Raw genomic sequence first — 23,560 nt, 5'->3', positions numbered from 1 at the left:
TGCCCTCTCGCAGGGCGGTTCCGTCGTGCCCGGAGATCATCGGGAAAGGCAGTCGAAACATGCGTTGGTCGAATTCACGCAGGAGAGCCGGACGGTTGGCGGCGGTCGCCGTCGCCGCGGCGTGCATCTTCTCGGTCGTGTCGTGCAGCAGCGACGACGGCGGATCGTCGGACGGCTCCGCCGCGGATGCCAGCGGCACCAAGGCGTCGGGCGAGGCGATCAAGGTGGGGTTGTTCAACCCCACCAAGGGCCCCGCCACCCAGGGTGGCGTGACCACCGGCAAGGACGCCGCCCTGGACTACATCAACAACCAGATCGGCGGCATCGGGGGCCGGCCCGTCGAGATCGTCGACTGCGGAATCGACCAGACCGCACCGGAATCGACGGTGTCGTGCGCCAACCAGTTCGTCGAGGCCGGCGTGGTCGCCGCGATCGACGGCTACAATGCCGAATCCGCCTCCGCGGTGCCGATTCTCACCTCGGCCGGCATCCCGCTGGTCGGCCAGATCCCGTTCAACACCTCCACCGGCGCCTCGGCGGAGAACCGCGTGTACTTCGGTCCGCCACCCGCCGCGTTCCTCGTCGGTTTCATGCAGCAGCTCAAGGCCGCGAACAAGAACTCGCTGACGCTGGCGAATGCCGATCTCCCTCAGGCACATCAGGTCTTCGACGGTTTGATGAAGCCGCTCGGCGCCCAGCTCGGCATCGACGTCAAGTCGGTCTACTACCCGCCGACCGGCCCGAACTTCACCTCGCTGGCCACCACCCTGGCCGAGGGCAACCCCGCCGCGGCCGGCCTGATGACCTCACAGAACGACAACGTGTGCACCAAGCTCGCGCAGTCGCTGCGGTCGGTGAACTACGAGGGCACCATGTTCATGGCGGCCTGCACCGACTTCATCGACACCATGGGTGCGCAAGCGGTTGGCGCACAGACCTACTCACCGATCTGGCAGCCCCCGGCCATGGACTCCGCACCGGAGCCGGCCAAGGCGAATCTCGGGATCGCCCAGAAGTTCATCGACGAGCAGGGTGGCACCGGCGGTTTCTACGCCTACGGCACCTTCGCGACCCTCGCCGACTTCGCGATCACGCTCAACAACGCCAAGGTCACCGATTTCACCGGCCCGAACGTGCTCGGTGCGCTCAAGGCAGTCACCGACTACCAGTCGTTCATCGGCCCGAAGCTCAACTGCGGTAAGCCGACCACGCCGAACTGCACCACCGAGATGCTGCTGTTCGACGTCGTCGCCGAGAAGAAGACCGAACCCGCCACCGGCGGCTTCATCACCCCGCTTCCGGCTGCGCTGCAGCGCATCCCGGGCGCTTACTGACACGGGTCGCTGGTGTGGCGGGGTGGTCACCCACCCCGCCACACCCGGCTCTGCTCCCCGATCCGAACGCTCCGCATCCTCACACGCGCGTGAGATCCGTACGCGCCGAACGAATGAGTACGCCACATGGGCCAGTTCCTCCAGTTCGTCTTCCTCGGACTATCCGCCGGTGCCATCTATTCGGTGCTCGCGTCGTCCCTCGTGGGCATCTATGCCGCCACCGGCATCATCAACTTCGCGCAGGGCGCCATCGGCCTCTACTCGGTCTATCTCGTCGCCGCACTGCGCACCGACGGCAGTCTCGTCCTGCCCATCGGCACACTGAAACTCGGGAGTGAGTCCGACCCCACCTCGATGGAGTTGGCACTGGTCCTCGGCGTGCTCAGCGCGGTCGTCTGGGCCCTGCTCGCACACGTACTCATCTTCCGGCCGCTCCGCTCGGCCCCGGTGCTCGCCCAGGTCGTCGCCTCGGTGGGACTCATGCTCTTCATCCAGGCGCTCGTCCATCTCCGCTTCGAGACCGAGAACCTCTTCGCCGAGGCCATCCTGCCGGAGGACACCGTCGACATCGCCGGCGCGGTCGTCAACGTCTCGGACCTGATCCTGGCCGGCGTCGCCATCGCCATCTCACTGGTGCTGTGGGCCTACTTCCGGCTCACCACCCTGGGCGTCGCCACCCGCGCGGGCTCCGAAGACGAACTCGCCGCCCGACTGTCGGGTTACTCCCCGGACCGCCTCGCGGCGATCGTGTGGGCACTCACCGGTGCGGCAACCGGTCTCATCGTCGTCCTGGCGTCCTACACCATCGGACTCACCGAGACCAGCTACACCTTCTTCGTCATCCCGGCCCTGGCCGTCGCCCTCGTCGGCCGGCTCACCTCCTTCGGGATCGCCTGTGCCGCAGGTCTTGTCCTCGGCGCATTCCAGTCCACCATCACGTGGCTCACCACCAAGGACTGGTGGCCGGAATGGGCGCAGGCCGGCCTCGGTGACGCCGTTCCGTTCGTCATCGTCGTCATCGCCCTCTTCCTGCTCGGCGGTCGGATCCCGTCGCGCGGCTCGCTCGGCGAGGTGCGCATGCCCGCGGTCCGGATCCCCCGCATCCGGCTGATCCCGACCGTCGTCTGCATCGCGGTGGTCGTCGTGGCGATCCTCCTCACGTCCGGCAGCTGGCGGTTCGGCGTCGTCACCTCGGTGATCCTCAGCCTCATCGCATTGTCGTTGGTCCTGCTCACCGGTTACCTCGGCCAGATCTCGCTGGCCAGCATGGCCTTCGCCGGCGCGGCCGGGTTCGCCCTGTCGAAGCTGACGACCAACTGGGATGTGCCGTTCCCGTTCAGCATGATCTTCGCCGCCCTGATCGCGACCGGCCTCGGTGTCCTGGTGGGCGTGCCCGCACTCCGGATCCGCGGCGCCCAGCTGGCCGTCGTGACATTGGCCGCGGCCCTGGCCATCCAGAGCTTCGTCTTCAACAACCCGGCAATCACGTCCTTCGAGGGCAACCTCATCGCGGACCCGACGATCTTCGGCCTCGACCTCGGGGTGCGCGACGGCACCAACCTGGTCACGATCCGGTTCTCGCTGATGGTCCTGATCGTCGTTGCCATCGCGACTCTCGTGGTGCTGCGTTTCATGGGCGGCTCGACCGGCCGGGCCTTCCTGGCCGTCCGCTCCAACGAGCGCGCCGCGTCGTCGGTCGGGATCAACGTCGCCGCAACCAAATTGCTCGGCTTCGCACTGTCGGCGTTCCTGGCCGGCATCGGCGGTTGCCTCATCGGTTACAGCCGCGGACAACTGTCGGCCGGCTCGTTCACGGTGATGATCGGGCTGACGCTGCTCGCGATGACCTACGTCGGCGGCATCACGTCGTTCGCCGGTGCGGTCCTCGCCGGCATCATCGGACCGCTGGGCGTGGGTTACGTGTTCCTCAACCAAACCCTCGCTCTCGGTGAGTACTACGAGCTCTTCGCCGCCGGCAGCCTCCTGCTGATGGCGGTGCTGAATCCCGTCGGCGTCGCGGGGGCCATGTCGGAGCTCGGCGAGAAGCTACGCGCCCACCGGCACAAACCGTCCCCCCGTCCGGAAGCGCCCGGCGCGGCACAGAACGCACAGGAGGGTGCACATGTCTGAGTCGACACTCGAGAAGCCGGCCACGTCGACGACACTCCTCGAGACGGGCGGGCTGTCGGTCCGGTACGGCGGCGTCAGCGCCAACTCCGACATCGACATCTCGGTCTCGGCGGGCGAGATCGTCGGACTGATCGGACCCAACGGCGCGGGCAAGACCACGTTCGTCGACGCGGTCACCGGATTCACCAAGGCCACCGGCACGGTGTCGTTGCGCGGGGAGAGACTGGACAAGGCGAGCCCCCATCGTCGCCGCCGGGCCGGCATGGCCCGGACGTGGCAGGCGGGCGAACTGTTCACCGACCTCACCGTCGAGCAGAACCTGGCCGTGGCGGTCCAGCCGGTCGGCCTGCGGGCCATGCTCGCCGACGTCCTCAACGGTTCCCGTCCGCCCGCCGATGTCATCTCGTCGGCACTCGAACTCGTCGGCCTGGCCGATGCCGCCGACCAGTTCCCCGGCGAGCTGACCCTGGGACAGCAGAAACTTGTCGGTGTCGCGCGGGCGTTGGTCGGCGGGACGCAACTCGTCCTGCTGGACGAGCCGGCCGCCGGACTCGACACCCACGAGAGCCGCGACTTCGGGACCGAACTCCGCCGGATCGCGGCGACCGGTATCGGCATCCTGCTCATCGACCACGACATGTCGCTCGTCCTCGACGTGTGCGACCGCCTGTACGTGCTCGACTTCGGCCGGGTGATCGCCAGCGGGCCCCCGGCCGCCATCCAGGACGATCCGGCGGTCATCTCGGCCTACCTCGGCAGTCCCGAGGTGGACCCGGACGCCGCCCCGACCGGACCCGACCCGAAGGAAACGCGATGAGCGCGCACGCCGCCCCCGGCCAGGCGACACCGGACCCGACGACACCGGATTCGACGACCCCGGTGTTGACGATCGACGACGTCACCGTCGGTTACGGCGGGGTTCCCGCCGTCCGCGGTCTCAGCGCCGCCGTCCGTCCCGGCGAGATCCTCGCGCTGCTCGGTCCGAACGGGGCGGGCAAGACGACGAGTCTGCTCGCCGCGGTCGGTGCCCTCGGACTGATGTCGGGCACGGTGACCGCCCTCGGCGACCCCATCGACCGTCGCATCGAACGCAACGCGCGGCGCGGGATCACCCTGGTCCCCGACACCCGGGGCGTCTTCCACCGTCTGTCGGTGTCGGACAATCTCCGTCTCGCCAAGCGTCGTAACGGGCCCGACCTCGACACCGTCTACCAGTACTTCCCGAAGCTCAAGACGATGCGGGGCCGACGCTGCGGCAATCTCTCCGGCGGCGAACAGCAGATGCTCGCACTCGCCAAGGCGCTGCTGGCGGACCCGAAGGTCCTCCTCATCGACGAGCTGAGCCTGGGCCTGTCCCCGGTCGCGGTCCAGGACCTGCTGCCCCGGCTCCGGTCGATCGCCGACGAACACCAGATGGCTGTCGTCCTCGTCGAACAGCACATCGATCTCGCCCTCGGCATCGCCGACGCCGCCATCGTGCTCCATCACGGTCGGGTCGCGCTCTCGGCACCCGCGAGCGAACTCCGCAACCGGCGGGACATGGTCGAGGCGGCCTACTTCGGGCGCACCGTCGAGGACCGCGCCTCCTAGGGCCGCGCGGTCTGCAGGCGTACGGACGAGACGACGGAACCGGGACGACGTGGCCATCGGGGACGCAGACGATCCGGGGCGGACGGATGCCGGCGTCGCACGAGCGGCACGCAACACGCGCAACCGGCCCACCGACGACGAGTTGCTCGACGCCGCATGCGCAGTCATCGCCGAGGTCGGTGCCGAGCGCACCACGATGACCGCCATCGCCGAACGCGGCGGCACCACCCGGGTCACCCTCTACGCACACTTCGGGTCCCGCGACGAGCTGGTCAACCGGGTGATGACCCGCGAGCTCGACACGTTCACCTCGTTCATGTTCGAGGTGTACGACGCGAGTGAGGACATGCCGTACGGTGCCCGCGCCCGCTACTCGGTGCAGGCCCTGTTCGACTACGCCCGACGCCACCCGGCAGGTCTGCGTGTCCTCATCGGCCACCGGGAGGGCGGCAGTGACCGCCGGTTGTACGCCGCACTCGAACCCCGTATCGCCGCACGCCTACGCCAGAACTACGCCGAACGCGGCGCGCGGATCGCGGCCAGTGCCGACACCCTCGCGTCGCTCCTGCTGGGGATGAGCCTCGACGTCGCCCACCGCGCGCTGATCGTCGACGGCGCCGGCGTCGACGAGGCCTGCGACCTCGCGATCACCGCGACCCTCGCCGTGCTCCGCGACGTCCGCGCGGACCAGCTGCGCGCTCTCGACGAATCGCTCGGGCGGCGCTGAACCCGTGACCGGCGGTCGACACGGGCGCGCTCAGGACCGGGGCGGTCACCCCAGCCAGCGGCCGGCACGCCGGCTGTGGCCCGCCTTCGTCGCCGCGGGCAACCGGTCGTAGGCCCGGGCGAGGAAGTTCGACCGCGCATTGGCCTCGAAGACGTCCCGGTGGTCGCGAACGAACGTCCAGTACAGCCCGTCCCAGTCGGCGGTCCAGTCGCCGGGCGGTATGTCCGACATCTTCTTCAGATAGTTGCTGCCCGAGACGTAGGGCTTGGTGGTGATCGCCTCACCGGCCGCGAACTGACTCATCGCGTACACGTTGGGGACCATCACCCAGTCGTACGCGTCGACGAACATCTCCATGAACCACTCGTAGATCTGCTCTGGGTCGATGCGGAGCAGGCACATCGCGTTGCCCAGGACCATCAGTCTCTCGATGTGGTGGGCATACCCGTTGGCGAGAATCCGCCGGATGACGAAATCGACTGGTTCGAGCCCGGTCTCGGCGGTCCACCACCCGTCGGACAGCTTGCGATCGTGGCCCAGATGATTCCGGCTTCGGAGAACACGCCCGCGGGTCTCGTACGACGCCCGCATGTACTCCCGCCAGCCGATCAGCTGCCGCACGAACCCTTCGACGCTGGCCAGTGGGACGCGGTTACGTCCACCGGCCTCCAGCGCCCTTCTCAGCACCGTTCGCGGGCTCAGGAGCCCGGTGTTGAGTGCGGGCGTCAGCAACGAATGGAAGACGAACGGGTGCTCGGTGCTGATCGCATCCTCGTAGGGTCCGAACTCCGCGAACCGGTCGGCCAGGAACTGCTCGAGCATGGCCCGCGCCTCGTCGTGGGCGGTGGGCCAGGCGAAACCGTCGGCGTCGCCCGGGTTGTCGGGAAACTCGTCGGCCACCCAGGCGATCGCGGCGTCGACCTCGGTATGTCGCGCCGGCGGTGTCGGTTGCGGGACCTCACGGTTCTTCGGCAGTTTTTTCCGGTTCTCGGTGTCGAAGCTCCACCGACCGCCCGCCGGTTTGCCGTCGTCGTCGACGAGGATGCCGAGCCGTCGTCGCTGCCAGGTGTAGAACTGCTGCATCCGCGGTCGCTTGCCGGCGAAGAACTCGTGGATCTGCGAACGGGTGGTGAGGAAGTTCGGACTCTCGGCGATGTCGTCGGCCGCGAGTGGACACCCGGCGTGCTGGAAGGCCGCCAGCAGGTCGCCCGTCAGCCAGTCGTCGACGACGTCGTACAGGTGAACCGACGCCGGGGCCCGGCGGGACAGGTACTCCACGAGCTGGTCGTGACTGGACTCCTCCGCGTCGGTCTCGAGCACGTCGACCTCGAAACCCCGGTCCCGCAGCCGGTCTGCGAACCTGCGCATACTCGCCCGGTGCAGGACGAGTTTCTGCACGTGGAACCGGTACTGCCGGAACATCAGATCGTGTTCGACGAGGACGAAACGGGTGCCGGGCTCCGCGTCGAGGTGCGACTCGAACAACTGATGCGGCAGCACCACGCGGACGACATCGCCGGACGGACCTGACATCGGCTCTCCTCTCGCCGCCGCTACACGCTCCCGACTTGGACGGCCCTCTCAAGGGCCGGACAAGTCGACCCCAAGTTCGCACCAAGCGCCCGGCGACATCCTGTCGTTCATCACCCGAACACCACGATGAGCCGCCGAAACCGGGCACCCGCCCACTCCAGACGATAGGAACCACGATGTCGCGCAGCACCGCCAGCTATTCGCACCCCTCCGACGATCGGATTGCCGAGTCCGGCGGCGACGTGCCGTCCGTGGACAAGCCCCTCTGGCAGCTGGGCCGGCGTGCGGTGGTCATCGCCGCCTGCGTGGGCTTCTCCGCGCTCGCGGCCTGCAGCGTCAGCGTCGGCACGCAGTCGATCGAAGAGGCCTCCGACATCGACGTGGGCGAGTGCCTGCAGATCGGTGCCGAAGCCGGCGAAGGCAAAGTCGAGGCGACCAAGGCCGAGTGCGAGGGAACCGAGGGGCTCACCTTCTACGCGGCCGACAAGGTCAGCACGTCGGCGGAGTGCGGCACCCCCAACACGTCCGCGCTCACCTTCGGCGAAGGCGACCAGAAGCTCTGCCTCACACCCAACTTCGCCGTCGACACCTGCTACCAGATCCCGATCGGCGGCGGCAAACTCGCCGACTACCGCGAGGTCGCGTGCGACGCCTCCCCCGCGGAGAGCACCATCCTCGCCAAGACCGTCAGCCGCGGTGCGGACTCCCTCACCTGCACCGAGGACGAGACGAAATGGGCCTTCACACAGCCGCTGTCGGTCAGTTACTGCTTGACCGAGGACGTCACGGCCGCGAGCCGATTCGACGGCTGAGCGGCGGCCTGCGGGCCGGGCGCCGCGTCGACGAGGTCGTGGGTGACGCGGTAGTCCTCCCGCATCCGCGCCATGGCGACATCCCGTGCGCGGTAGTACTTCTCGACGCGTGCTCGTGCCCGGCGGGCGCCGCCGACCCGCTGCGCCGAATCCGCCACCGCGAGAACCGGTCCGACCCGTCTCAGCAGATGTTTGAACCGGCCGTCGGGGATGCCGAGCGCGTCGGCGTCGGCGTCACCGATGAATACCCGCTGCAGTCCGTGCATGGTCTTCGTGGCCAGCCGGCGTCGCAGGGCCTGCGGCCCCGGGAACACCGCGGCCAGTTCGGGCACCAGATAGTCGTCGGTCAACGCGACCACGAAATCCCGGTCGTCGGGACCCGGCCCCGGCGAGGTCAGCCGATAGAGCTCTTCGATCCGGACGTGGTCGGCCTCGCAGACCGGGTTGAGCTCGGGGCTCATCCCGACCACATGCCCCACGTACCGCCACAGGTGATAGATGTCGTCGAGCTCGCGGTCGGTGAACCGCACCCCCAACTTGTGCATCGCGTCGATCGCGATGTGCCCGAACTCGGCGATGGTGAACGCCATGTACGGCTGCGGGATCGGCACCCCCCACGCGGTCTCGTCCCAGTCTCCGCGCGTGAGCAGCATGGAACGGACATGCGCGTGGATCATCCGGACCCGCACCGTATACGCGAAACCGTCTCCGCCGCGGCGCATCCCGCCGGGCGTCAGTACCTGCCCCAGCCACTCACCGACCTCCACCGACCGCACCGCCGGCTGGGACACGTAACGCCCGGTGACCGCGAGTGGCTTGCCCGCGATCGTGTTTCCCGCCCCGCGGACCAGCGATGCCGCGCCGAGCACGATGCCCAGCGGTGCGGTGTTGACGACCAGCGCGTCGGCCGCGCGATTCATCCGATCATGATCGACCCAGTCGGGCTCGTCATCGAGGAACCCGAACAGCGCGCGCAACGAGTCGGTCGCGTCGTCGACCGAGTCGATGCCGTTCTTCAGCGCCGCCCGCAGCACTGTCGTGGTCGGGCCGCCGGGTTGCCGGTCGGCGGCCACGGCGTCGGCGAGCGGGTCGGCGATCCACATCTGATCGAGCCAGTCACGGCCGGCCGTCCCGAACCGCTGCACGGCGAGGTCGGTGTTCACGAGGTCGGCGGGTGCGCTCCGTTCCATGGATCCATGAGAACACGAGCAATCCTCACTTACTATTCACTTTTGATGGCATCGTCGACGACTTCCAAAACCACCGCATCGCAACGGCGCAAGGCACCCAAGCAGCAGCGCAGTCGTGAGATGAGGCAGCGCCTCCTCACGTCGGCGCTCACACTCCTGGAGCGTCGTCCCGGCCGACGGCCCACCACTGCCGAACTCGCCGACCACGCGCACGTCAGCATCGGGACGGTGTACCGCTACTTCGCCGACATGGACGCGATCGTGGAAGAACTGCGCCTCGCCGCCGTTTACGACATCACCGCCACCCTCGCGAGCGGGATCGGCCGGGCGATGGATCAGCAACCGGAGACCGCGATGGTCACGGTGGTCGAGACCCTCGTGTCGTCGTTCGAGTCACATGAGCCGGTCCTGCGCGCCTCGCTCGAGATCGGCGAACACGGCTTCGGCGAGGCCTGGGCCGAGGTCGAGGGACCGCTCCTCCCGCTGGCGCGGATCCTGCCGTCGCGGATGAGGCCCGACCTCGACGATCGGGCGATCGACGAACTGGTGTTCCTCACCATGGGTGCGACCGCGAGCCTGTGCCTGCGCATCGCCCTGCAACGACCCCGCGACGCCGACCGGACCTCGCTCATCGCGATGGCGGCACGAATGTTGTTGGCGGCGTTCGACTCGCCGCCGTCGGCCAGTGCTGGTCGAGTAAGTGCCGGCTGAGTCGGCGACTCAGAGGCTGCGCTGTTCCGCGTACTCCGCCATCGCCGTTCGCTCCGCCTCGTGTCTGGGGTAGAAGAAGAACACCACCGCCGCACCCACCACCACGATGGCGGCCGCCGCGCCGTAGGCGTTCCTGTCGCCCTGTACGAACGCGTCGCGGGCCGCGGCGATGATCTGATCGGCGTACTGCGGATAGCGTTCGGCCAGGACCTCGGCACTCGAGAACGACTTCGTCAGCGCGGCTTCGGTCTGTTCGGTGACCTGATCGGCCTGCGGCGAACCGGAGATGGTGTCCTGCAACTGCTTCGCGTAACCCGCGGTGAGGATCGCGCCGAGGGTGGACTGCAGGATCGCGCCACCGAGGTCGCGTTGCAGATCGGACATGCTCGACGCCATTCCCGCGCGCTGCACCGGCACCGAACCGGTCAGCGACTGCGACGCCGGGGTGCCGGCGAGACCGACGCCCACCCCGACGAGGACGTAGACCAGACCGACATGCCAGAAGTGGGCGTCCTCATCCCAGGTGAGCATCGCGAGCACCAGGCCGACGACGATGAAGGCGTAACCGGACAGCAGCGTGAACCGCGAACCCATGCTCTGCACGAGTTTGGCCGAGCGCGGGGCCACGACGATCATGGCGGCCGCGGCTGGCAGGATCGTGGCGCCGGCCGCCAGCGTCGAGTAGCCGAGCACGTTCTGCATGTACTGCTGGCCGATGAACATCGCGCCCATGAGCGTGCCGAACACGATGAGCCCGCCCACCGCCGCGACCCAGAAGGTGCGTCGGGCTGCGATCCGCAGGTCGAAGAGCGGAACCCGCACGCGCAGCTGCCGCCAGACGAAACCCGCCCCTGCCAGCAGCGCGATCGCGGCCAGGATGTAGACCTGCAGTCGCTGATCGGAGTTCGGGGCGAAGTTGATCGCCAGCACCAGCGAGCCCACCATCACGATGGACACGACGCCGCCCAGGTTGTCGACGACCGCCGCCTGGTCGCCGTTATCATCGGGCACCAACCGCCACGCCGCGATCAACGCGACGACGGCGAGCGGCAGGGTCACCAGAAACACCGAGTGCCAGGCCAGGATCTCGAGGAGCGCCCCGGACAGGACCGGTCCCAGCGCCGAGATCGCACCGCCGAACGCCGACCACGCGGCGATTGCCCGGACCCGTTTCGGCCCCGACCACAGTGCGGTGATCACCGCGAGGGTGGTCGGGAAGGCCAGGCCCGCGGCGATGCCGCCCACCAGACGAGCACCGAACAGGACCTCGACGTTGGGCGCGAATCCGGCGACGAGCGACGCCGGGATCGACAGGCACATGCCGATGACCAGCATCCGCTTGCGCCCGTGCCGATCTCCCAGCGCGCCGAAGTAGAGCACCGACGCCGCCAGGCCCAGCGAGTAGCCGACCGCGACGAGGTTCAACTGCGTCGAACTCGCGTCGAGCGCCTTGCCGATGTCGGGTAGCGCGACATTCGCCACCGCGAGATTGATGTTGGCCACCCCGGCGACCAGGATCAGCGCGACCAGGATCGCCTTCGCCCGCTTGGGAGCAGTCCCCGCCTCGACCTCGGCCGTTGTCGACGTCATCGGGGAATCGTACGTGCGCGAGCGCCATCGGGCCGGGGATCGGGACGCTCCGGCACGAAATGGTCACGCCGGCGTCGACTTCTGGTGGGGTACGAGGAATCCGTATGACGTCGTGCCCGGTTTCCGGGCACAGCGTCATACAGCTCGGATCAGATCAGAGGCAGACGCTGATGGTCACCGGCCCGATGGGGATGCCGAAGCAGATCGCCACCGAACCGACGGCCTGCACCGGTTGCACCGGCGCCGGCGCGGCGGAAGCGGCCGGCGCGGTGGCCAGACCGATCGCGCAGGCGGCACCGACAGCGGCCACCCCGACAGACGTGCGACGCATGATCCCGGACATGTTCATGAGCAGCTCCCCTCGAGCTCGAGTCCCCCCGGACAACCCTGCGGATGGGGTCAACACGCAGGTGATGGTGACTGAGGATTCTACGCCCCGGCGTCGGCGTCGTCCCCATCCCGAAGGGTCGAATCCGCGACGGGGTGTCACAGGCTGATGCGGAGACCGTCCCACTCGTGATCGTGCATGAAACCCTCCGCGAGCCCGACCCGGTACTTGAGGCAGCTGCGCAGGATGCCGGCATAGGCGAACGGGAGCATCAGCGCGGGCTTCTGGTCGCCCGGACTGCTGACGACATCGGACGCGCCGCGGAAGTCGCGGACGAAGTCGCGCAGGGTCCGGTCTTTGCGCGACGACGGACGCCACCCGTAGAGCAGCATGCCCAGCCCGATCATCTTGTCCACGCCCGACCCGGGCGTGATCGGTCCGTCGTCGGGATTCCAGGTCCCGAAGAACGCGCGATCGACGCCGTCCTCGGGCGTGAACATCATGATCCCGCTCGGGGCGCGCGGGTTGCACTCGATGCAGAACAGGTCGCCGCCACCGTTCCGGTCCTCGATGAAGTCGAAGCCGATCTGGCCGGTGAAGTTCACCCGGCGAACGAAATCGCTGACCCACCGGGCGATCCGCGGATGGTCCACGGACCGGAAGTTGAGGCACGAACTGCCGTCGATGGCGTAGTCGACCGGATAGGTGGCGTGGGCGTAGACGCGACCCTCGTGACAGACCGAGTACGTGCAGAAGTTGTTCCCCGAGGCCCACTCCTGTGCGATCCACGGGTTCTGCTCATCGTGTTCGAGCCAGGTGAGCGGATCGCCGGGAGTCACCTTGTGGACCTTCTGCGACCCCCGCGAATAGCAGTGTTTGAGCGCGAACGGCTTGGTGAAATCGAGCGATCCGACGTCCTCGGGTCCGGACACCCGCGCGAACTCGCGCGTCGGGATCCCGAGTTCGACGAGCAGCTCCTGGAAGTCGTACTTGTTGTGCAGGCGGTTCTCGGTGGTGAAATCGGAGAGGAACAGCCGACATTCGGGCGGGAACACCTCGGCGAGCATCGCGATGATGTCGGTCTCCTCGTGCACCGGGATCACCATGTCGACGTCGTTGTCGGCCACGATCCGGGCGAGGGCGAGACAGTATGCGAGCGGCTCGAACTTCGGCGGGGGCACGCGGTGAAAGTCGCTCACCGCGTTGGAGAATCGGCCGATCCCGACCGGGATGGAGTCCACGATGCTCACCCGGTGACCCGCCGCGGCCATGAGCCGCGCGAGTTCCAGGGTGAGGAACGATCTGCCGAATGTGATCAGTACATGGGTTTGTCCGGCGCTGTTCACCCGAGCGAGTGTAGTGCCGACGGGCCCTGCGCACGGAAGCCGGACGGCCTGCGAAAAAATCCGGTCGGGTCGGGAATATTCAGTACCGTCCTGTCGGTTCACCCTGTTAGCTTTTTGCACGATCGGCCGGTCCGTGTGCTTCGCTTCCGGTTGCGGAACAGCAGTTGCGGAGCAGCGCTGGTGCGGCCCGGGCCGATCGCGTGCGTACGCAGTCGGGGTGGTCGTCGGTCCGAGCCTGTCGAGGCTCATCCGGGCCGAGTTGGAGGAGGCATGCAGCTGTTCGTCATCGGCGTCATCGCCGCGTGCCTCGCCGCAGTCGCCTATGGAATGTCCACGGTCCTGCGCGCGCTCGGCGCCCGCCGCGTGGCCGAAGCCGCTGCCGACGAGGGCGAGGGCATCACCACCGAGAACGGCGCACCGACCCTCTCGTCCACGATGTCGACGCTGGTCGATCCGGCCTTCATCCTCGGCACGACACTGGTCGTCCTCGGCTTCGCGGGTGGCGCCCTCGCTGCCCGGTTCCTACCGCTGTTCCTCTCGCAGACCATCGTGTCGGCCAACCTGGTCATCACCGCCCTGCTCGGCACGATCATCCTCAACATCGCGCTGCACACCCGCGAATGGGTCGCCATCTGGCTGGTCGTGATGTCGCTCTGCCTGCTCGGCGTGGCGTCGTCCCATCACACCGGCGGCGGCGAAGAGGTCGGATTCCACTGGGGTCTGTTCGTCGCGACGCTCGCCCTCTGCGCTCTTGCTCTGGTGGGCGTCTACAACCTCGGTCCGGCGGGCGCCATCGTCGGCGGCGCATCGGCGGGTCTGCTGTTCGGCATCATCGCCATCGCCGTGCGCATCCTCGACGGAATCCAGCCGTTCGATCCCGTGGCGCTGCTGACCGATCCGGCCGCCTGGACCATCGCCGCCGCGGGCGCGGTGGGCTTCTACGTCCAGACCGTCGCCCTGCAGCTCGGCGCGGTGAACGGGGTGACCGCGGTGCTCGTGGTCGGCGAGACGGCCGGCCCGAGCCTGGTCGGGGTCGTCTTCCTCGATGACACGGCCAAACCCGGACTGGGCTGGCTGGCCATCCTCGGTTTCGTCGGCGCGGTCATCGGTGCCGTGCTGGTCGCCTGGTACGGCTCGGTCGACCCGGATCACCTCGGCGAGGCGCCGCCGATGAAGGGCGGGTGGCGCCGTGGCCGGGAGGAACCCACGTCCGACGAGGAGCGCGGAGCGTCCGCGGCAGACGCCGACCCCGACGTCGCGGAAACCGATCTGTGGACCACCGACGACCCCGTCTTCGACAGCCGGGACTCCCGGCGCACCTGACGCTCCCGCTCTCGTCATCGCAGGTGGTTGACACCCGCCCCGCTGATGGAGAGGGTGGGTTGATGACATCGACCAGCACGGGCTCCGCTGCCCGGCTCGCCTACGAAACCCTCGAACCCTTCCACATTCTGGCCTACTTCAATCCGGGACTGAAAGGCGCGCAGGCGGACACCGGGCTCGATCCCTACGCCTTCTACGTCGGTGCGCGGGGCGCGCCGTTCGGTCCGTGCGCGGCCTCGGTCGTCGCCTCCGCCTTCTACAACTTCAACCACGAACTCATCGCGAAGGGCTGGGCGGCCGCCGTCGACGCCGGGCTCGACCGGGTCCACGAACGACGCAATCAGATGCTCGACGACTCGCTGCGAGAGATCCTGGGCGAGTCCATCGACGACGCCGTCCTCGACGAACTCGCCTCCGCCTATTACGATCTGGCGGCCCGGCTCCCGCTCGGCGGCCGCCCGCTCGCTGCCGCGTGGTCGACGGCCCCGCGACCGGACACCGCGCGCCTACGTCTGTGGCACGCCATCGCGATTCTCCGAGAGTGGCGCGGGGACAACCACATCGCGGCGCTCGCGCTCAACGGCCTGAACGGCTTCGACGCGGCCGTCTTCCACGAGTCGCAGCTTCCCGACCCCACGGTTCGTCGTCGTACCCTGGGCAAGCGCATCGTGCTGATGACCCGCGGCTGGTCCGAACAGGACTGGCAGGACAGCGTCGATCGCCTGGTCGACGCCGGGCTGGCCGAGCGCGTTGAGGACGGGCACCGTCTCACCGCTTCCGGCGCGGCGACCTACGACGACATCGAGGCCACCACCGATGCTGTCGGAGAAGCCATCTGGGCCGGCACCGACGACCTCCTCACTCGGACGAGACCGGTCGTGAAAGCCGTCATCGATGCCGGAATCCTGCCGGGAACGAGGACGAAGTGAGCGCGCCCGCCGGCGGCTTCGAGGACCTGCGGGCGATCGAGAGCCTCAAGTATCGCTACCTGCGATCTCTCGACACCAAGGACTGGACGGCGTTCGAGTCGACGCTCACCGAGGACGTCACCGGTAACTACGGTGAGAGTCTGGCCTTCTCGAATCGGAACGAGCTGGTCGGATACATGCGCGAGAACGTCGGTCCCGCAGTCATCACCGAACATCGTGTCGCACACCCGGAGATCGAGATCGACGGGGACACCGCACGCGGACGCTGGTACCTGCACGACCGGGTCATCGTCGCCGAGTTCTCCTTCATGCTCATCGGGGCGGCGTTCTACGACGACACCTACCGCCGCACCGCAGACGGATGGCGGATCAGCAGTACCGGTTATGACCGCACGTACGAGGCCACCGTCGGGCTCGCCGACGTGCCGAGCTTCGCACTGAAGGTCGGTCCCGCAGTGCAGGTCTGAGCCTGCCCATGCGCGCCCGCATCTTCGCCGACCGCCGCGAGGCGGGTCGGTTGCTGGGTGCGCGGGTCGTCGAAGTCCGGTACGGCGTCGGCATTCCGGAGGCCGGTACAACAGAACCTGTTGTCCTGGGACTCGCGCGCGGCGGGGTTCCGGTCGCCCGCGAGGTCGCCGACGCCATCGCGGCGTCGACAGGCAGGTGCGCGATGGACGTGCTGGTGGTGCGCAAGATCGGGGCGCCCGGCCACGAGGAGTTCGCCATGGGCGCGCTCACCGCGCACCACCTGGTGGTCAACGACGACATACCGCGTCGACTCGAAGTGTCCCGCAGCGAGTTCGACGAGGCCGCCGATCGACAGCGGCGCATCCTCGACGACCGCGAACGACGTTACCGCGGCGGACGTCCCGGCACCGAGCTCGGCGGCCGGACGGTCATCCTGGTCGACGACGGTCTCGCCACCGGGTCGAGCATGGCCGTCGCGGTCGACTCCGTCCGGTCCGCCGGCGCCACCCACGTGGTGGTGGCGGTACCCACGGCACCCTCCGATTCGATTCAGCGACTGCGGGATCGGGGCGCCGACGACGTGATCGTCCTCGTGACGCCGGAACCGTTCCGGGCCGTCGGCCTGTCCTACGGCGACTTCACTCAGGTGGACGACGACGAGGTGATCGCGGCCCTCAGCCGGCCGAGCGACTGAGCCGTCGAGGACCGCACCGGAAACCACCCGTCCGAGCGGCACCGGCGAGCTGTCGTCGACTGTCCGTTTCCTACGGGTGGTTTTCAGCCGGGCTTTCGCTGGTCTTTGAGGAGTAGCTCAGCAAGCTCGGCACGGTCACCCACATCCAGCTTGGTGTAGGCGCGGAACAGATGACCTTCGACGGTGCGGACCGAGACGGTGAGTCGCTGCGCGATGTCCTTGTTGGACAGGCCCGCCGCAGCGAGGTTGGCGATCTCCCGCTCGCGCGACGTCAACGGCAACGGTTGCGCGGCCGAGATCAGCGCCGGCGTCCGCAGGCCACCGCACTGCGACGCGAGTCGGTTCGCCACCGCGGCCGACGCCACGGTCGCGGACCGTCTGCCCGCCGCGTCGTGCAGGACACTGGCCTGCGCGGCCGCGTCCGCGGCGGACAGGCACACCCCGGAGTCCTCGAACGCCGTCGAGCACAGATCGAGTTCGACCGCATCACCGTCGCGGAGGGCCGCGGCGTGGCGCGCGTACAGATCCGAGAGCGGACCGTCGACGCGCTCGGCCAGTTCGGTGAGCCGGTCGGCGACGCCGCCGTCCCCGAACCGGGCGGCGGTGTGCAGGGCCTCGGCCTCCACCGCGAACTGACCGGCGGCACGGGCGGATGTGGCCGCGGAGTGCGCGAGTTCGACGGCGGGCGTGACGGTTCCGGCGGCCGCCGACTGCCAGGCCGCCGCGATGGCGAGCATGGGCCCGAAGACGGCCACATGCTTGCCGGAACGTTTCCGCGCCTTGGCCAGCGCGGCCGCGGCACGATCGGCCTGTCCCAGCGCACTCAGGGCCTGCACCAGGAAGATGTGGGCCGGGAAGTTCCACGACTCGGAGAACCGGCCACTGTCGAGGATGGCGAGGGTCTGCTCCATCCGCCGGGTCACCGAGGCGCACGATCCGCGGGCGAGTTCGACTGCGGCGACGAGTATTCCGGACATCGCCCAGCCCAGGTACTGCGCGGTCTGCGCGGCGGACACGAAACGCCCCGCGGCACCGTCCGCGTCGTCGAGTCGGCCGGTGAGGGTCAGCGCGAGGGTCTCGCCGAAACCGGTGGGGAACCGGAGCAATCCGTCCACCTCGACCTCGCGCGAGTGTTCGGCCAGCGCCCCGACCTCCGCTCCCCGACCGGCGACCGCACGGGCGAGGCTGCCACCGAAGACCGCCCACTCCACCGCCCACGGCAGCGCCCTGGATTCGGCGAGGACGGTGTCGGACAGCGTGATCGCCTCGTCGATCCGGTTCTCGAAGAGGGCGCACGCCGAGGCGATTCCGGTGACGATCGGCGTGAGTGCCGGGTGGGTGACCCGCTCGGTCAGCAACCGCAGGATCTCGTCGGCCCGATCAGCGTCGCCCAGAGCCCAGAACGTGTTGCCGATGATCGAATTGCCCCACAGCACGAGTCGACCCTCGTCGAGATCGTCGGGCGAGAAGCGGGACAGGATGTCCCGCGCCTCGTCCGGATGCCCCTGCCACATGACCGCCCGCGCGAGCAACTCGGCCTCCTCGAGTCCACCGCCCTCGTCGAGCGCCGCCCGCGCGAATCGTTCGCCGAGCGGCGTCTGCGCGAGGTTCAGGGCATCGCGTGCGGCGGTCCGTACCAGCGCGAGGTCGATCTCCACGTCGCTCTCGATCGCGAGATCGGCGAGCCGAATCCGCTCGGCCGGGGTGTTCGTGGGCCGTGACTGCAACGCCTCGACGAGCCGGCCGCGCAGCCGCCGCGACGACACGAGACCCAGGCGGCGCCGGATCACCTCACCGAACAGCGGATGGTGGAAGGCGACGTCGAGACGCCGCCCGTCGCGGGTGATGCGCACCAGCCCGGCGATCTCCGCCTCTTCGACGGCTTCTTCGCCGGCGAGCTCGGCGAGGACGTCGATGTCGAGGGGTTCGCACAGACTGAGGTATTTGAGGGCCCCGAGAACCGGCGCGTCGAGTTGCTCGATCCGCCCCTCGAGCAGCGATGCGAGCTCCGAGGTGATGGCGGCGCGTCCGCGTAGCTGCCACACGCCGTTGACCTGCCGCAGCGTGTCGGCCTGCCGCGCACCGTCGACGAGATGCCGTAGGAACAGGGCGTTCCCACCGGAGGCCTCCCACATGAGATCGGCCGAATGCTCCTCGAGCTGCCCGCCGAGCACCGACTCGATGAGGTCGACGCTCTGCTCTTTGGTGAACGGCGACAACGTGATCCGCGTGAGGTGATTGTCCTTCCACAGCGAGGTCACCGCATCCGGGACGGTCTCGCCGCTGCGGACCGTCGCGACGATGTGCACCGCACGGTCGATCGCGAGCTGATGCAGCAGTGTCGCCGACAGTTCGTCGAGCAGGTGGGCGTCGTCGACCCCGATCACGACATCGCCGTCGGCGAGGAGCGATTCACGGGCCGCCGCAAGGTAGGTGACCGGATCGCTCGACGTCGCCGGACCGACGAGATGCGCGAACACACCGAGCGGGATCGAGCGCGCGGACTCGGTGCCCGCCACCCAGCGCACCCCGGTCGGCAACTCGGCGGTGACGTGCCGGGCGAGGGTCGTCTTGCCCACGCCCGAGTCACCGGTCAGGACCACCCCACAGCCGGTCGTCTCACCCCTGAGGGCCGCCTGGATCGTGCGGAACTCCCGATCGCGCTCGACGAGCGGCCAATTCGTGGACATAACCGCGAATTCTAGTCTGCTGGGCCCTACAATGGGCCGCCCGGAAGCACCAATGTGGTCCGACCGGATGGCCCTGTCGACACGCGGCCAATCCCGGATTTGACATCGGCGGAAGAAAATCCGCGAACTACGCATCCCGGGCATTGGTCACGGCCACTGCCGCCGCCAGCAACACGATCGTGAAGCCCGCGAAGTAGGCCAACGAACCGTAGGCGTTCCAGTGGAACGTGTCGCTCCCGCCGGCGAGGAAGTTCCACCCGTTCAGGAACGGCAAGAACGACACGATGTGCTCGCCCACCCGCGGGAGCACCGACACGATGCGCTCGAGGGCCAGCATCCAGACGAGCACGATCGCCACCGCACCGGCCGAATGCCGCACCAACGCACCCACCGCGAGGCCGATCAGCGCGCACAGCATCGCGAAAACCGGCGTCCCCCAGAGATGCCGGACGGTCTCGGGTCCGGTCAGCGAGACTCCGACGCCGGCGAGCACCTGCGCCGCCACGACCGCGACGACGGACACGATGGCCACCACCGCGAACGAGAGTCCGCCGAACACGACCGCTTTCGCGAGGAGGACCTGTGGCCGACGCGGGATCGCCGCGAACGTCGGTCGGATCGTGCCGAAGCGATATTCGGTGGTGACGCCCAGGATCGCCATGATCGCGAGCACCGCGACCCCGAACTGGTTGACGCCGAGCAGGAAGTCGTCGGTCAGGGTGTCGGTCTCACCGGGACTGCCGTAGGAACCGCCGGCGATGGCGCCGAGCAGCACCGCGAAGCCCAGGCCCAGCACCACGACGACGCCGAGGCACCAGTACGGCGACCGGGTGCTGGCGAGTTTGATCCGTTCGGCGTTGATCGCGGCGATCACCGGTTCACTCCCCCGTGGTTCCCGACGGCCCGGTTGTGGGCGTCGGGGTCGTGGACGGCGCGGTTGTCGACGGCGGTGTAGTCGACGGCGTGCGCCGTCATCGACATGAAGACCTCTTCCAGTGACGCCGACTCGGCGGCGAGTTCGTGCAGGGTGATGCCCGCGGCGGCGGCGAGGTCGCCGACCCGATCGGTCGTGGTGTCCGGCACGCGCATCACCGGGCGCCCGTGGGCATCCGGGTCACCCGGCGCGGGATTCAGCCCCGCCGACGCGAGCGCGGCATGCAACTGTTCGAGCTGCGGGCCGCGCACCCGCACCGACTGCCGTGCCCGCCCGGTGAACTCCGCCACCGAACAGTCGGCGATCAGCCGGCCCCGCCCGATGACGACGAGATGGTCTGCGGTGAGCGACATCTCGGTGAGCAGATGGCTCGACACCAACACCGTCCGCCCCTCCGCGGCGAGCTTGCGCATGAACCCGCGGATCCACACGATGCCCTCCGGGTCGAGGCCGTTGACCGGCTCGTCGAACAGCAGTGTGTGCGGGTCGCCGATCAGGGCACCCGCCAGCCCGAGCCGCTGCGACATACCGAGCGAGAAGCCGCCGGCGCGCTTCTTGGCCACCGAGGTGAGCCCGACCGTCTCGAGCACCTCGTCGACGCGGGCGGCCGGGATCCGGTTGCTCGCCGCGAGCCACCGCAAGTGGGACCGCGCACTGCGATTGGGATGCACCCACCGGGCGTCGAGCAGCGCACCGACCTGCCGCAGCGGATGCTCGAGGTCCCGGTAGCGCTGCCCGTTGATCGTCGCCGTGCCCGATGTCGAACGGTCGAGTCCGAGCATCATCCGCATGGTCGTCGACTTACCCGCACCGTTGGGGCCCAGGAAACCGGTGACCCGTCCCGGCCCCACCTCGAAGGTGAGGTCGTCGACCGCGCGTTGACCGCCGAAGTCCTTCGTCAGATTCGCTACCTGCAACACGACTCGACCATAGCCGCCGAACCCCGAGCGGCCCGGTCTGTCATTCGGACGGCCTGCCGCGGGACCGCGGGTCAGTCCCGGTCGCGCCCGGGTGAGGACGCGTGCGCCCAGAAACGCTTGGGGATCCGGCCCGCACGCGCGGCCAGGCGGCCCGCGGTCACCGCGTGCCGCATCGCCGTCGCCATCAGTTCAGGGTTCTCCGCCCGGGTCACGGCGGTGGCCAGAAGCACGCCGTCGCAACCGAGTTCCATCGCCAGGGCCGCGTCGCTCGCCGTGCCGATGCCCGCGTCGAGAATGACCGGCAGCGGGTCGTCGAAGCGGGTGTGGCAGTCGTCGACGATCATCTCGATGTTGTGCGGGTTGAGGATTCCGAGTCCGGTCCCGATGGGCGATCCGAGGGGCATCACCGCCGCCACCCCGAGATCGGCGAGTCGCGCGGCCAGGACCGGATCGTCGTTGGTGTAGGCCAGCACGACGAAACCGTCGGCCACCAGTGCGGCCGCGGCGTCGACGAGTTCGATGGCGTCGGGCATCAGGGTGCGTTCGTCGGCGACCACCTCGAGCTTCACCCAGTCGGTCTCGAACGCCTCGCGCGCCAGCTGGGCGGTCAGGACCGCCTCGGCGGTGGTGTGACAGCCCGCGGTGTTGGGCAGGACGGCGATGTCGAGCCGGCGCAGCAGATCGAAGACCCCGGTGCCCGAGGCCGCGTCGACGCGCCGAACCGCGACGGTGGTCAGCTCGGTCCCCGACGCGACCAGCGCGCGTTCCAGGGTCGCGAGATTCGACGCGCCGCCGGTACCGGTGATGAGTCGCGACGAGAAGTCGCGACCGGCGATGCGCAGATGGTCCGCATCCGGGATCGTCTCGTCGCCGGACTTCTGCTCGGTCCGCGAGGCGTCGGGCTTCAGATCGGCGAGGTCAGCCACCCTGCACCGCCGTGACGATCTCGACGACGGCACCGTCGGTCATCGTGTGCCGGTCCCAGCGGCCGCGCGGGACGACCGCGCCGTCCACCGCGACCGCGATCCCCCGGTCCGGCAACCCCAGCCCGGTGACGACGTCGCGCACCGACGTGTCGGCGCCGACGTCGACGCTCTTGCCGTTGACGGTGATGCTGGCGGTGATACTCATTCCTCTGCTCCTTCCAGAATCGACAACACGCGGGCGGCGGTGCCCGGGGCGAGGACGATCCCGTTGCGCCCGTGCCCGGTCGCCACGACCGTTCGTGTGTCCACACGGGTGACGATCGGCAATCCGTCCGCGGTGCACGGCCGCAGACCGGCCCCCGCTTCGGTCAGTTCGTAGGTCCGCAGCCCGGGGAAGACCTCGATCGCGTCGGCGAGCAGATCCGCGACCCCGCCGGCCTGCGGCGCGCGGTCGGCCGTCCCCTCGGCCTCGTACTGGGTGGCGCCGACGACGACTCCGTCCTCGCGCGGCACCAGGTACACGGCCCGCCCGTGGAGGCGTGCCCGGACGACGTGACCGGGCGGCGGCACCGACCAGCGCGTGCGGTGCAGGCGGAGGATCTCCCCCTTCGCCGCATGCAGGTCCACACCCGGCCAGAGGGCCGCGGTGCCCAGTCCAGCGGCGAGCAGGATCTGGGTGTCGGAACCGAGGTCGTCGAGGTCGGCCAGGGATTCGACGCGCGCGGAGACCAACTCGGCACCCGCCGACGTCGCGGCGGCGCGCAACGCCTCGAGCAGCCGCCGGTTGTCGACGGACCACTCGCCGACCGCGCGGTAGCCACCGACCAGTCGAGAGCTCAGCGACGGTTCCAGGGTCCGGATGTCGCGGCCGGTCACCGACTGCAGCGCGGCATCGGTGGCGGGCTGCCCGGCCCAGACGAAATCGGCGAGATGCCGCAGGTATTCGATGTCGGTGGCCGAGGCCGCGACGAACAGCGAGTCGGTGGCGGTGACGACACCCGGGTCGTCGAGCCGCTTCACGAGCGCCGGCCACAGCCGGACCGATTCGACCGACAGGGCCAGGGACGCGTCCTCGCCGGGATGACCCTCGCCGAGTGAACCGAGCATGCCGCCGGCGACCCAGGACGCGCGCTCGTCGGTGCCGGCGTCGAGGACGCGAACCCGCCATCCGGCGTCGGCCGCGGTGAGCGCACAGGTCAGCCCGATGACACCGCCCCCGACGACCGTCAGGGCGCGGTGGGCAGGGCGCTGCGGTGGGGAATCCACGCTGGGAATCACCTTCCTTCGCCGGAATGACCCGGATCAGGTTCGACGGTCAGCGGAATCTGTCCGCACTCTCAGCCCGGCCGATCCGGACTCCCGTGTGTTCGTGCGATCCACCCTAC

Annotated in this window: 22 protein-coding genes and 1 riboswitch; of the genes, 11 read left to right on the top strand and 11 right to left on the bottom strand. The window is 69.0% G+C overall.

The features are described from left to right. Positions 1–59 precede the first annotated feature (59 nt). The 5 genes from Q9R39_RS11345 to Q9R39_RS11325 all read left to right on the top strand — a co-directional run bounded on the left by Q9R39_RS11345 (position 60) and on the right by Q9R39_RS11325 (position 5,781). The gene (locus tag Q9R39_RS11345) at positions 60–1,334 is read left to right on the top strand and encodes an ABC transporter substrate-binding protein (protein ID WP_171011606.1); all 1,275 of its coding nucleotides are present in this window, start codon (positions 60–62) and stop codon (positions 1,332–1,334) included. 126 nt (positions 1,335–1,460) lie between these two features. After that, positions 1,461–3,464: an ABC transporter permease gene (locus tag Q9R39_RS11340; RefSeq protein WP_058249621.1), complete on the top strand. Its 2,004-nt coding sequence runs from the start codon at positions 1,461–1,463 to the stop codon at positions 3,462–3,464. Continuing rightward, positions 3,457–4,281, top strand: coding sequence for an ABC transporter ATP-binding protein (locus Q9R39_RS11335; RefSeq protein ID WP_058249620.1), 825 nt, complete (start codon positions 3,457–3,459; stop codon positions 4,279–4,281). Before Q9R39_RS11340 ends, Q9R39_RS11335 begins: the two co-directional genes overlap by 8 nt. Beyond that, positions 4,278–5,054, top strand: coding sequence for an ABC transporter ATP-binding protein (locus Q9R39_RS11330; protein ID WP_058249619.1), 777 nt, complete (start codon positions 4,278–4,280; stop codon positions 5,052–5,054). The genes Q9R39_RS11335 and Q9R39_RS11330 overlap by 4 nt, the downstream gene beginning before the upstream one ends. A gap of 55 nt (positions 5,055–5,109) precedes the next feature. Next, positions 5,110–5,781, top strand: coding sequence for a TetR/AcrR family transcriptional regulator (locus Q9R39_RS11325; protein WP_396275660.1), 672 nt, complete (start codon positions 5,110–5,112; stop codon positions 5,779–5,781). Positions 5,782–5,826: 45 nt separating this feature from the next. On the opposite strand, the gene Q9R39_RS11320 is transcribed toward Q9R39_RS11325, so the two are convergent. Then, positions 5,827–7,314, bottom strand: coding sequence for a cryptochrome/photolyase family protein (locus tag Q9R39_RS11320; RefSeq protein WP_058249617.1), 1,488 nt, complete (start codon positions 7,312–7,314; stop codon positions 5,827–5,829). 176 nt (positions 7,315–7,490) lie between these two features. Between Q9R39_RS11320 and Q9R39_RS11315 the strand changes: the two genes are divergently transcribed. After that, the gene (locus tag Q9R39_RS11315; protein ID WP_058249616.1) at positions 7,491–8,126 is read left to right on the top strand and encodes a hypothetical protein; all 636 of its coding nucleotides are present in this window, start codon (positions 7,491–7,493) and stop codon (positions 8,124–8,126) included. Here the strand turns inward: Q9R39_RS11315 and Q9R39_RS11310 are convergent. After that, positions 8,078–9,316, bottom strand: coding sequence for an oxygenase MpaB family protein (locus tag Q9R39_RS11310; RefSeq protein ID WP_311277512.1), 1,239 nt, complete (start codon positions 9,314–9,316; stop codon positions 8,078–8,080). The genes Q9R39_RS11315 and Q9R39_RS11310 overlap by 49 nt on opposite strands. Positions 9,317–9,436: 120 nt before the next feature. Here Q9R39_RS11310 and Q9R39_RS11305 point away from each other — a divergent pair, with 120 nt between their 5' ends. Then, on the top strand, positions 9,437–10,027 hold the full coding sequence (locus Q9R39_RS11305) for a TetR/AcrR family transcriptional regulator (RefSeq protein WP_280360238.1): 591 nt from the start codon (positions 9,437–9,439) through the stop codon (positions 10,025–10,027). A 9-nt stretch (positions 10,028–10,036) separates the two neighbouring features. Here Q9R39_RS11305 and Q9R39_RS11300 read toward each other — a convergent pair whose 3' ends face one another. The 3 genes from Q9R39_RS11300 to Q9R39_RS11290 all read right to left on the bottom strand — a co-directional run bounded on the left by Q9R39_RS11300 (position 10,037) and on the right by Q9R39_RS11290 (position 13,291). Beyond that, complete coding sequence (locus tag Q9R39_RS11300) at positions 10,037–11,617, bottom strand: MFS transporter (RefSeq protein WP_211539774.1); 1,581 nt, start codon at positions 11,615–11,617, stop codon at positions 10,037–10,039. Positions 11,618–11,771: 154 nt separating this feature from the next. Further along, complete coding sequence (locus Q9R39_RS11295; protein WP_311277511.1) at positions 11,772–11,966, bottom strand: hypothetical protein; 195 nt, start codon at positions 11,964–11,966, stop codon at positions 11,772–11,774. A gap of 137 nt (positions 11,967–12,103) precedes the next feature. Next, positions 12,104–13,291 (bottom strand): carboxylate--amine ligase, encoded by a 1,188-nt coding sequence (locus Q9R39_RS11290; protein WP_311277510.1) that lies wholly within the window; start codon positions 13,289–13,291, stop codon positions 12,104–12,106. A 270-nt stretch (positions 13,292–13,561) separates the two neighbouring features. Here Q9R39_RS11290 and Q9R39_RS11285 point away from each other — a divergent pair, with 270 nt between their 5' ends. The 4 genes from Q9R39_RS11285 to Q9R39_RS11270 all read left to right on the top strand — a co-directional run bounded on the left by Q9R39_RS11285 (position 13,562) and on the right by Q9R39_RS11270 (position 16,705). After that, entirely contained in the window at positions 13,562–14,614 is a 1,053-nt protein-coding gene (locus Q9R39_RS11285) for an EamA/RhaT family transporter (RefSeq protein ID WP_311277509.1), read from the top strand. A 62-nt stretch (positions 14,615–14,676) separates the two neighbouring features. Then, positions 14,677–15,543, top strand: coding sequence for an SCO6745 family protein (locus Q9R39_RS11280; protein ID WP_311277508.1), 867 nt, complete (start codon positions 14,677–14,679; stop codon positions 15,541–15,543). After that, positions 15,540–16,010, top strand: coding sequence for a nuclear transport factor 2 family protein (locus Q9R39_RS11275; RefSeq protein WP_058249611.1), 471 nt, complete (start codon positions 15,540–15,542; stop codon positions 16,008–16,010). Before Q9R39_RS11280 ends, Q9R39_RS11275 begins: the two co-directional genes overlap by 4 nt. Positions 16,011–16,018: 8 nt before the next feature. Next, a complete protein-coding gene (locus Q9R39_RS11270; RefSeq protein ID WP_211539772.1) occupies positions 16,019–16,705 on the top strand; it encodes a phosphoribosyltransferase in 687 nt (228 codons plus the stop codon). Positions 16,706–16,788: 83 nt separating this feature from the next. Here Q9R39_RS11270 and Q9R39_RS11265 read toward each other — a convergent pair whose 3' ends face one another. From Q9R39_RS11265 to thiO, 6 genes are all read right to left on the bottom strand, one after another. Next, the gene (locus Q9R39_RS11265; protein ID WP_211539771.1) at positions 16,789–19,395 is read right to left on the bottom strand and encodes a LuxR C-terminal-related transcriptional regulator; all 2,607 of its coding nucleotides are present in this window, start codon (positions 19,393–19,395) and stop codon (positions 16,789–16,791) included. A gap of 127 nt (positions 19,396–19,522) precedes the next feature. Continuing rightward, the gene (locus Q9R39_RS11260) at positions 19,523–20,269 is read right to left on the bottom strand and encodes an ABC transporter permease (protein WP_068970954.1); all 747 of its coding nucleotides are present in this window, start codon (positions 20,267–20,269) and stop codon (positions 19,523–19,525) included. Next, the gene (locus Q9R39_RS11255; protein WP_280360241.1) at positions 20,266–21,249 is read right to left on the bottom strand and encodes an ABC transporter ATP-binding protein; all 984 of its coding nucleotides are present in this window, start codon (positions 21,247–21,249) and stop codon (positions 20,266–20,268) included. The genes Q9R39_RS11260 and Q9R39_RS11255 overlap by 4 nt, the downstream gene beginning before the upstream one ends. A 71-nt stretch (positions 21,250–21,320) precedes the next feature. Beyond that, positions 21,321–22,109 carry a thiazole synthase gene (locus tag Q9R39_RS11250; RefSeq protein ID WP_280361828.1) on the bottom strand — a complete coding sequence of 263 codons (789 nt, stop codon included), beginning with the start codon at positions 22,107–22,109 and terminating at the stop codon, positions 21,321–21,323. Between the two features lie 58 nt (positions 22,110–22,167). Next, positions 22,168–22,380 (bottom strand): sulfur carrier protein ThiS, encoded by a 213-nt coding sequence (gene thiS / locus Q9R39_RS11245; RefSeq protein WP_058249608.1) that lies wholly within the window; start codon positions 22,378–22,380, stop codon positions 22,168–22,170. Further along, on the bottom strand, positions 22,377–23,441 hold the full coding sequence (gene thiO, locus Q9R39_RS11240; RefSeq protein ID WP_211539770.1) for a glycine oxidase ThiO: 1,065 nt from the start codon (positions 23,439–23,441) through the stop codon (positions 22,377–22,379). The genes thiS and thiO overlap by 4 nt, the downstream gene beginning before the upstream one ends. Next, a riboswitch (TPP riboswitch) is annotated at positions 23,437–23,548 on the bottom strand. It overlaps the preceding gene by 5 nt. Between the last annotated feature and the right edge of the window lie 12 nt (positions 23,549–23,560).

It is taken from the genome of Gordonia sp. AC31, from assembly GCF_031844505.1.
GTDB classification, from domain to species: Bacteria; Actinomycetota; Actinomycetes; order Mycobacteriales; family Mycobacteriaceae; genus Gordonia; species Gordonia hongkongensis.
Note: the sequence above shows the minus strand (reverse complement) of the source record. Positions and strands in the feature narration are given on the sequence as shown.